The following is a 9824-nucleotide window of genomic DNA, read 5'->3' on the forward strand; positions in this document are numbered from 1 at the left end:
GTGATCCTCATGATCCGGGAATGACGTCGCCGTCATCCTGTGTGTCGTTCTCAATGTCGATCAGCCTGCGGGTCAGCCGTAGCAATCGGAACATCTTCACCAGTGCGCTGTCATTGAGCCGCTGTGTTGCATCGTTTGCGTCATTGCTCGCGTCCAATATTCCCTGCAACAAATGCCCGAGTAGCCCAAACCGGATCGAAGACGCGGTATCTGAAAGCGGATGTGTGGCGGGCAGATAGGGGGCGCTCAGGGCGTGCAGCAGCGCCAGCACCATGGATGCTGACGTATCTGTGTTGGAACGGTCATCGGCGCATTTGCAACTGAATCCGATGCCATTTTCGTATGGCTCAATAGCATCTTGCGCACCGACTTCATGGGCGATTTCTGCGGCAAACTGCGCAATATGGGTGCGTAGTCGAGAAGGTTCATCCAGTGATGCCTCAATGTGCCAGATATCGGTGATCGGATACAGGCTATCAGCCTGGATAGGGATGGATTGCAAGACATTGCGTTCGAAGTCTGGCAGGGCCTCGCCAGTATGGCCGGCGACCAGCCGCTGAATCGACTGCAGCCGTTCGGTTGTGCCAGCAGGAGAAACAACATGCTGTTGCAGTAGCGTGGCATGCTCGTCGTTTCCTGCCGCAGATTTGTCTTGCGAGGTGCGGTCAACAGGTTCAGACGGGGGCGATGCCGGTTGTGCAGACGCCTTTCTGGTTGTTGATGGCTCGATGTTTCTGGGCGACGTGGATTCCGATGTAACGCCGGGCGGCGTGACGGGTAATGGCGTTTTCTCTTGCAGCGTCGATGCCCCAGGTTCAGCCGATGGTGCTTCATTGCTGAGTAACTGCCAACGCCGATCGGTGTCGGTGATCTCGAATGCCAGCGTGTCGTATTCCATCTCCAGCAGATCGGCCATTTGTCCAATCAACTCATCCTGTACGCGCTGGGCACTGAAATTGCCCGGTGTGCTGTCGAACATCACCAACACATCCTGGAACAAGGTGGTGAAGTCGATGTGGTGGTGTGTGTTGGTGCTGCGAGTGGACCAGGCCCGTTCAGCAGCACGTCGCAGGCTGGTCAACTGCTCGACCTGATGCCTTCCCAGCCCGGCATAAAGCACAGTAGGGATGGCCGGAAGCAAGTATTGAATGGCCTCTTGCATGCGACTGATATGGGGCTGGGGGACAGGGTAGCCATCGGCCTTGAGGCGGCGGGCCAGCTCTGATTGTGACAGTGATTTCCCGGTCTCTTCTTCATAAAGCTCCCGTGCTTTATTGACGCCCAGGGCACGTTCAATAAATGACAGGCCACCGTGCAGCTCGTTCTCAGCCAGATGCCCCGTTAATGCGATGATTTCACCGCGTTCCGGCCATGGGCGGAACAGGCATGGAATGCGGAAAAAGCGTTCATCCCTGGTCTCAGTCCAGAGTTCGCGCAGGATCGAGAGTCTGGTATTGCCTCCGTTGCGAATGATATAGCCCTTTGCCCCTGGGCGCTGAGTGATGGAGGGCGGTGAGTCGAGTCCGCGCTCGCGTATTGAGGCTTTGATCTCGTCGTAGAGCGGGTTGCGCGTTAGTCGTGGATCAAGCTCATATGGTGATAGCTCATCGAGCGTGATAACCATTGCAGTTTCTGCAATAGGTGCGCTCAACACCTCTGCAATGGGTGCTTTGCTCGTGAAGCCTTCGCTCAGAAGTTTGCTGGCAAGGTCTTGTACGGAAATATCAGGCATGGTGGCCTCCCTTGTCAGGAGAGGATTCGTCAGTAGCAAACTGGTGTTGTGTTCGCCGTAGTAAGGCGCGCGCATTACGCCCGGCACGATAGTCGCTAGCTGTCGAACTGGTGAAGATCGGTGGCATACCAGACTTGGTGAACTTCAAATGCCCACCAGAGGTACGCACAACCTCCCAGCCTTCTTGCAGTGCGTATTCGATCAGCGGTAGTAGTTGCTTGTGGCCTTTAGCCAGTTCACGAGCATTTGACATGGGCATGCCCTCCGCTGGTTTTTCCTGTGACCAGTGCGAACTGCTCACGCCACTGGGGCAGCAATTCGGTTGCCAGACTGCACATGATTTCTCGCGCAGAGCGGGTCTGGCGACCATAAGGCCTGATACGCTCAACGCGATGTGCCGGCAGACCGCGAGTCGCTGCATGGGGAAACGCTTCAATTGCGGGTATCTCGGTGTCCAGAATGTGGATGCCCGCTTGCTCCTGAAAAATCAGGCGCAAGGTTTTCTGGATCATACGGGCATTGGACGACACGGCTGGCACGCGATTGATCAGCAGGTGTAGCGGTGGGGGTGTAATGCCCAGATTACGATAAGGCGCGATGTCCGCGATCAGTTGCAAGGTTCCCCGACGTAGCTCCCGGGCGGCGAGTATTTCTGGCGTGACAGGCGAAATGGCTTGTTGCGATGCCAGTAATGCCATCTCCAGCAAGACGGTGTGTGCTCCCTGCGTATCAATAACAACGAGGTCGTAGTGTGGCTGGAATACAGGCAATAAGTTGTGCAGCCTCAGCCTGCCGTCCGGAGCGTGAAGCAGCAGCGTGTGCAAATGCCGGTGTTCATCGTTGGATAGCACAAGGTCCAGACGATCAATGGTGGTACGAGAGACAATCTTTCCCAGGTCCTGCTCGTTGAATGCCAGTAGTTCATAAATGCCGCCAGGGGCGTGGCTCAGCATCTCATAGTAAGAGGACAGCGTAGGCTGCATATCGAGATCGAGTAGGAGTACGCGCAATCCTGCATCGGCAACGAAACTTCCTAGGTTGGCTGCAATGGTTGTTTTACCCACGCCACCTTTTGTCGAAATAACAGAAATCACCTGCATGGTCTGCTCCTGGTTATGAGTGACTGGGAGCAGTCAGGCGCGTTCTTTGAGACGATCAGTGATCCACTGATCGATTTCGGCAGAGTCCCATCCGACGGCGCGGACGCCGAGGCGCAGAGCCTTGGGAAACTTACCCTCCTTCATCAAATTATAAATATGAGCCCTTTTAAAGCCGGTTTTGGCTTCAACTTCAGCCCGACGCAGGATGCGACGCTCTGGAACGGGAACAGTGTTCTGTTGGAACATGACAGTCACTCCTTAATGCTTGGTAGCGCTTATTGAGGGTGACTGCCATTAAATAGACACCATCGATAAGCCACATCAAACAATAGGGACGAGCGGGTCACCGCTTTCTTGTCGCAACAAGCACGACATTTGATTTAAGCCAAAACCTACTTGCCCCAAAAAGTGACAATATTGGTTATCACTTCCAACCGATAAAGCATGCATCTGATCAAACCTTTCAATGCATAAAAATGAGCAGGCGAAATATTTTGATTGTTGTTTGCCTGTGGACGAAAAATGTCTGAGATTGATTTTTGTTTGATGTTGACACGCGCTTCAAGCCTTGGGAACTATACGAGATCGTTCACTAAAGCTGTGTAGCAAGCATTTTTGTGCAATAGAAGGACTGTTTTTTGTCATGAAAGTGACAAAAAAAGTCCTTTTGTTTCATGATAGTGTCACAGTGTTCGGGGAGGTGGGGCGTGCGGCAAAGTTGGCATTTCTCCGATTGCGATAGCCTGGTTGATAAATCGAACCAGCTCTGCTGAGCGTTCTCTTTCTGCTGTTACGACAAACGTAGCTGTGCTGGGAATATTGTCTGCTGCTTCTCGGATAATGACATTTGGATGGTTATAGAGAGCAATTTGGGATGCCAGCCCGATACCGATTCCATAGCCTGCTGCAACTAACATGATCATGGGTTCATGCCCTGAAACATACTCGGCAATGTTTGGTGTGGGGAGTGACGGATTGCTGAACAAATGTCGAGTCAGGTTATATCCACCAGTGCACTGTTCGGGGCGGCAAAGCACTAGCGGATAGCGAAGTATCTCGGCGTCAGAGATTTTTTCTTGTGAGAGTAACGGGTGATGAGTTGGGATCGCAATGGCTGGGCGCTCCGTCCATACAACCTCTTTGAGATATCCCGGTATGATTGAATTATCGACAGTAAAACCAACATCGATTTGATCGTGGCTGATTGCCAGTAACATCTCGCTGACGGTCATTTCCGTGATCCTAATCTCTGTGCTCGGCTCTTCTTCACGGCAACGAGCGAGCAGTGTTGTCAGCCTTGGTGGAGCCAGACTGTCTGCAAGTCCAATACGCAGTCGGCCACGGTAGCCTTGCGAGGCTGAGTTGACCCGTGTTTGAGCATTCTCTATAAAGGCAATGATGCGTTGAGCCTCTTCGCGAAACACTTCTCCTGGCCAGGTCAGCCTGATACGTCCTTTGGACCGATGAAGCAGTTGAACCCCCAGATGGTTCTCCAGTTCCTTGATGGCTCGGGATAAAGGGGATGGTTCGATATGAACTCTGGCCGCAGCTCGGGTGAAACTTTGTTCTTCTGCAACGATCAGGAAATACCGCAGGTAGCGTATCCTCATATTTTCATACTCCTTTCTTTCCATTGGGTATTGATTCCTTTTTATGGAGGAAGGCTCCGCCACGCGAATAGGACTTATTCGTGTGTTTGGGCTGTCTTTTGCGGGGCACCCCACGTTGAATGCAGCCTCAACTGGTTGTGAGGGTTTAGGGCATTTCAATAGCTTGCTGAACCGAGTTTTTCTTAGGGGGCAGGTGCGGAAAACGAGCAGATCAACCCGGCTGTGGAGCATCGCTAATGCTAAGGCTGCTTCTTATGGGGTTTTGTTCACACGTTGCGTGTTTCTGTCTCTGGATGTAGTGGGGTAGAGCTGATGAGGTCTGGCGCTTGCCTGTGATGGGTTACAGCATGGATCGCCCTAGGTTGTTGTTCCTTCCGATGAGTTAAGAAAGCCGGTGAATGCGTTGTCAAGTTGGTCGAGTCCGAGGCAGCGGCCGACGTCGGTCAATGACAGGTTGTAAGCGATGATGTAACAATACGTTTTCTATTCGTGGTCCACGCTGATCAGCGTGGTGTACAAACAATGAACAATTCTGAATGTGGGTTTCGGATGAGTACTTTCGATAGCAATCATAAAAATATAATCGCTGCTTTCATGGCATTGAAGAATAAGGCCACTCTTTTGGAAAAGCACACGCTGCGCGGGAATTACCAGATAAACAAGAATCGCCTGCCGTTCATCGAGGTGCGTAACTATTATGCAAGCCTCAGGCATGTGTGCGATCTACCGATTATATTTATGATGAATGAAGAGTTATCTAATACCGCTGCGAGGCATCTTTGTCCCGAACTGTTGAGTGAGCTTCTCAAGGAACAGCATCTGACACTTGACGTTCAGGTCGATGGCAAGCCTGCTTCGCTGGAGCATGAAGATTTTGAAGCCTCGTTGTCCGATATTAGGGCATTGTTCTGTGATCGTATCAATGGGATGGTAGGAAGTTTGATGCTAGATTTCACCGTTTCTGTATTTTCCTGTTTCGAACACTGGATAACGAAACTGTACGACGGCTACGCCGAGAAATTGGAGGCTGAGTGACCTGCCCCCGGGATTAGATACAACCTTCAGTTAGTAATGTCGGTTGGTTTTTCTTCATATTTCCTGTTTCGCCAGTCCGTTGCGAATTCAGCTGGTGTCTGGTAATCCAGCGATGAATGGGGACGGCACTCGTTATAATCCTGCCGCCAGTCATTAATCGTTTTCCGGGCATGAAGAATATCGCTGAACCAGTGTTCATTCAGACACTCATCGCGAAAGTGTCCGTTAAAACTCTCAATAAATCCGTTCTGCGTTGGCTTACCTGGCTGGATAAGCCGTAGTTCCACACTATGCTCAAAGGCCCATTGTTCGAGCGCGCGGCAGGTAAATTCCGGGCCCTGATCGGTTCTTATTGTCGTCGGATACCCCCGAAACAACGCGATGCTGTCCAGAATACGCGTGACCTGAACGCCTGAAATACCGAAAGCAGCGGTGATCGTCAGACACTCCTTCGTGAAATCATCCACACAGGTCAGGCACTTGATCCTGCGACCGTTGGCCAGTGCGTCCATAACGAAATCCATCGACCATGTAAGGTTCGGTGCATCCGGGCGCAGAAGCGGAAACCGTTCGGTCGCCAGCCCTTTACGGCGTCGTCTGCGTTTTACGCTCAGTCCATTAAGGTGGTAAATACGGTATACCCGCTTGTGATTGACGTGAAGACCCTCCCTACGCAGCAACTGCCAGATGCGCCGATAACCAAAACGTCTGCGTTCAAGCGCCAGCTCAGTAATACGCCCTGATAAATGTGCATCAGCAGCCGGACGCTGAGCATCATAACGGCAGGTCGACAGGGACAAACCTGTAAGCCGGCAGGCACGACGTTGCGACAGACCGGTCGCATCACACATCAACACCACGGCTTCCCGCTTCTGGCCTGTCGTCAGTACTTTCGCCCCAGAGCCACCTGAAGCGCCTCCTTATCCAGCATGGCTTCGGCAAGCAGCTTCTTGAGCCTGGCGTTCTCTTCCTCAAGCGACTTCAGGCGCTTAACCTCGGGCACCTCCATACCGCCATACTTCTTACGCCAGGTGTAAAAGGTGGCGTCGGAAATGGCGTGCTTACGGCAGAGCTCACGGGCAGAAACCCCGGCTTCAGCCTCGCGGAGGATACTGATGATCTGTTCGTCGGAAAAACGCTTCTTCATGGGGATGTCCTCATGTGGCTTATGAAGACATTACTAACATCGCGGTGTATTAATCAACGGGGAGCAGGTCAGAGATCGTTCGCCCCCTGTTGGCGCTCATGTAAAACCTCTCTGCTGATCATGCTGATGTCCTTTCTTGTGTGAGAACTTCAAGGAAAAAATATGTTGGATAGAGTGGACTATCTAAACGGTGAATTACCGCCTTATATCACTGGCGCTGACAAGCGGAAGAGAAACATCTGATCGGTAAGATATTCACTCAGCGTATTGAGCGTAACAACCTGACGCTGAGAAGCAGAATAAAAGGATCGCCCGGCAAACAATTTGCTTCTCACACACTATAGAACTAAACGAAAAAGTGATTGACACCTTTATCGAGAAATTCATGTTCTACTAATTGGAAGTATTACCAATATTTACGACGATGGTGAATAACCCTCCTGTAGTAAGCGGAAATAATGTTCATGAATGTTTTATGCTGAAACTTTACATCTCATATTATTTCTATTTTAACATGAAGTCATAATGATATCTCGCATGGCTATAACAATGTGAATCAATTGAAGATATGTTTACAATGACTTAGAACCTATCCCAAAAGGAGTTGTCATTAATAAATAATGATCATTTATGAAGGGGAAATAGTGGGAAATAAATGGCAACTCAGTGATGAACTCTGGGAAAAAATGGCTCATCTCATCCCGGAACACAAAACACGTCACCCGCTAGGGACGCATCGTAAACGCGTTGATAATCGCGTCGCGATGGAGGCTATTTTCTTTGTGCTCCGAACCGGTTGTCAGTGGAATGCGCTCAATGCCACCGGAATATGTTCATCCAGCTCTGCTCATCGCCGGTTTTAGGAATGGCGTGATGCCGGGGTTTTTGAACGCTTCTGGCAGAATGGATTGCTGGCCTGTGAGCAGTTGAATATCATTGACTGGTCATGGCTGTCGATGGACGGTTGCATGACAAAATCCCCTTTGGCAGGCTCAAAAAAACAGGTCGTAACCCCACAGACCGGTGAAAACAAGGCGTAAAGCGTAGCCTGCTACCGATGCTAACTGGCTGCCGCTCTCTGTGGTTGTTGCAGGCGCGAATACCCACGACATAAAACTAGTCTTAGAGACGTTTGATGCACTTGAGACGGGCAGACCAGGCAAAAGACTCCGCTTGTGTATGGATAAAGGTTACGATGCCGAATGGCTGGAAACCTACCTGAAGGACCGTCGTTATGAACCTCATATCCGGTCGAGGAAAGAGGAGGCAGAGGTCATAAGGAGTGAGAGCTTTAAAGCGCGCCGTTGGGTGGAATAAAATCCTATTGGGATAGATTCCTAATTTGAAATATTATTTAACAGTTTCTCTGTATTTATTTCTTTGTGTTTAAAAAAAAACTGGCTATTTTGGATTTAATGATTTTGTAACTTTATTGACTCATAATCTTATAAGTTTTTACTATTTTGTACTTTAGCTTTTTCAATCTCATTGTTACGTTAATTTTGTATCAAATAGTTAGGCTGATAATTGTAAATGTATAGTGTTAAATCTATTCGGAATAATGAGTTCTGTTTATTTTTTATCGCATACTTAACAATATCATCGGCCGATAATAGCGATATAAGCATGAGTGTCATGTCTCCTATAAGGATGTGGATAATGCGTACAGAAATCAGTGAAATGTGGAGCGAACTTTCCGCAAGCCAACGTAGTCTTTGGATTTCCTATCAGAAAGCGCCTCATCTTCGTGGCGGTTACAATATTGCTTTCTGTCCTCGCATCCTAGGCGATGTCGATCCTAATCTTATCTGCCATACACTGAAATTATTGATGGCGCATCACCCGATGTTGCGCGCGACATTCCGCAACGGTGATGATGGGCCTCAGCAACGAATTCTTCCTCTGGATGAGGCTCCCTTCTTCCTGCATGATGCATCTTCTTGGTCGGAAACGGCGCTGCGCCAGCATATTGAGGCTGAGTACCGGCGTCCCTTTGACGATGATAAGCCGCTGGTGCGCGCTCATCTGTATCGTATTTCAGCTCGGGAGAGCGTCCTGCTTTGGGTTATCGATCATCTGATTTGCGACGGCAATACCTTCTGGATACTGATGGAAGAGTGGAGCGCGCTGCTGGCGCAAAAGACGCTATTGCCGCTCGAGACCGTCAGTGACGATCCTGATTTTTTCTCCTATGTCGCTCACCAGGCCGCCTGGCTGGAAAGTCCTCAGGGCAAAAAACAGTTTGAATATTGGAAGCAGACATTCTCCGGCGCTGGCGCCACAGGTTTTGATCTGCAATTGGCGTCCGACTCGGCGGGGTCGTCCATGCCCCGGCCTCGCAGCCAATCCTTTGCTGTGTCGGATGAGCAGATGGGGGGGCTCAGCGCGTTGGCTGCCAAGTACGGCACCTCTCTGTTTGAGGTACTGCTCGCTAGCTATTTTATTTTCCTGCGTAAATATACTGCTCAGAACACCATCATGGTGGGGAGCCCAATGCCGGCGCGCGGTCAGGGGCCTTGGCGAAACACAGTGGGGAACTGTACTCATGTTGTGCCCATTATGGCGCATTTCGATACGGACTTAACCATCGGCGAACTGCTGACCGCCTTACATGCCACCGTCCGACAGGCCAAACGCAACCGGCACTACCCCTTTGAGCTCATGATTGAACGTTTGCCGATCCATCGCCCCTCCGCTCAGCATGCTTATATCCAAACCCAGTTCACATACCAAGTCGATCGTGGCGCGACGGGGGTAATGAAGTTAATGGTCGGCACCGTGTGCGGGCCGGACGAAAATCGTACGGACGCTACGGTATCTTGGGGCGGGTGGGACACGGTATCGTACCCGGTGCAGATAAGTCACAGCGATATTGGCAATCTGCTTAACGCAGAAATCATCGAATCAGTTAATGGACTGAATTTAGTACTTAAATATGATGAACAGCGTCTATCGGACAGGACGGTTGGCCGCTATCTTACGCATCTGTCGGCGATTATCGATGCGATAATCGCCGATGCCGACCGGCGAGTGGATCAGATAAGTCTTCTGTCGGCTGACGAACGGCGCACCATGCTGTACGACTGGAATCAGATCCAGGCCGAGCCGGTCAGCCTGTGCCTGCACCAGCAGTTCGAAGCCCAGGTGCGCCGTGCGCCGCAGGCGGTGGCGCTGGTGTGTGGCGAGCAATCGCTCAGCTA

The 9824-nt window shown here is 50.8% G+C and carries 8 protein-coding genes and 2 pseudogenes; 4 read left to right on the plus strand and 6 right to left on the minus strand.

Annotated elements, in window-relative coordinates; all coding sequences use genetic code 11:
• Positions 1 to 7 precede the first annotated feature (7 nt).
• The 5 genes from KP22_RS18150 to KP22_RS18170 all read right to left on the minus strand — a co-directional run bounded on the left by KP22_RS18150 (position 8) and on the right by KP22_RS18170 (position 4442).
• Positions 8 to 1732 carry a ParB family protein gene (locus KP22_RS18150; protein WP_039325620.1) on the minus strand — a complete coding sequence of 575 codons (1725 nt, stop codon included), beginning with the start codon at positions 1730 to 1732 and terminating at the stop codon, positions 8 to 10.
• Positions 1725 to 1985, minus strand: a complete 261-nt coding sequence (locus KP22_RS18155; RefSeq protein ID WP_039325621.1) for a type II toxin-antitoxin system HicA family toxin — start codon at positions 1983 to 1985, stop codon at positions 1725 to 1727. The genes KP22_RS18150 and KP22_RS18155 overlap by 8 nt, the downstream gene beginning before the upstream one ends.
• The gene (locus KP22_RS18160) at positions 1969 to 2832 is read right to left on the minus strand and encodes a ParA family protein (protein WP_039325623.1); all 864 of its coding nucleotides are present in this window, start codon (positions 2830 to 2832) and stop codon (positions 1969 to 1971) included. The genes KP22_RS18155 and KP22_RS18160 overlap by 17 nt, the downstream gene beginning before the upstream one ends.
• A 33-nt stretch (positions 2833 to 2865) precedes the next feature.
• Entirely contained in the window at positions 2866 to 3078 is a 213-nt protein-coding gene (locus tag KP22_RS18165) for an AlpA family transcriptional regulator (RefSeq protein ID WP_039325633.1), read from the minus strand.
• A 437-nt stretch (positions 3079 to 3515) separates the two neighbouring features.
• Complete coding sequence (locus KP22_RS18170; RefSeq protein ID WP_039325656.1) at positions 3516 to 4442, minus strand: LysR family transcriptional regulator; 927 nt, start codon at positions 4440 to 4442, stop codon at positions 3516 to 3518.
• 549 nt (positions 4443 to 4991) lie between these two features.
• Between KP22_RS18170 and KP22_RS18175 the strand changes: the two genes are divergently transcribed.
• Positions 4992 to 5477, plus strand: a complete 486-nt coding sequence (locus KP22_RS18175) for a hypothetical protein (RefSeq protein ID WP_039325635.1) — start codon at positions 4992 to 4994, stop codon at positions 5475 to 5477.
• A 26-nt stretch (positions 5478 to 5503) separates the two neighbouring features.
• Here KP22_RS18175 and KP22_RS18180 read toward each other — a convergent pair.
• A protein-coding gene (locus tag KP22_RS18180) for an IS3 family transposase (RefSeq protein WP_155121812.1) occupies positions 5504 to 6624 on the minus strand; the annotation gives its coding sequence in 2 pieces (ribosomal slippage) (positions 5504 to 6366 and positions 6366 to 6624; 1122 coding nt in all).
• 227 nt (positions 6625 to 6851) lie between these two features.
• Here KP22_RS18180 and KP22_RS21985 point away from each other — a divergent pair.
• The 3 genes and pseudogenes from KP22_RS21985 to KP22_RS18200 all read left to right on the plus strand — a co-directional run.
• Positions 6852 to 7021: pseudogene (locus KP22_RS21985) on the plus strand (IS1 family transposase); the annotation flags it as partial.
• A gap of 244 nt (positions 7022 to 7265) precedes the next feature.
• Positions 7266 to 7935: pseudogene (locus KP22_RS22265) on the plus strand (IS5 family transposase); the annotation flags it as partial.
• Positions 7936 to 8283: 348 nt separating this feature from the next.
• On the plus strand, positions 8284 to 9824 hold a 1541-nt coding region (locus KP22_RS18200; protein ID WP_039309234.1), incomplete at its 3' end, for a condensation domain-containing protein.

The organism is Pectobacterium betavasculorum, assembly GCF_000749845.1.
Classification (GTDB): Bacteria; Pseudomonadota; Gammaproteobacteria; order Enterobacterales; family Enterobacteriaceae; genus Pectobacterium; species Pectobacterium betavasculorum.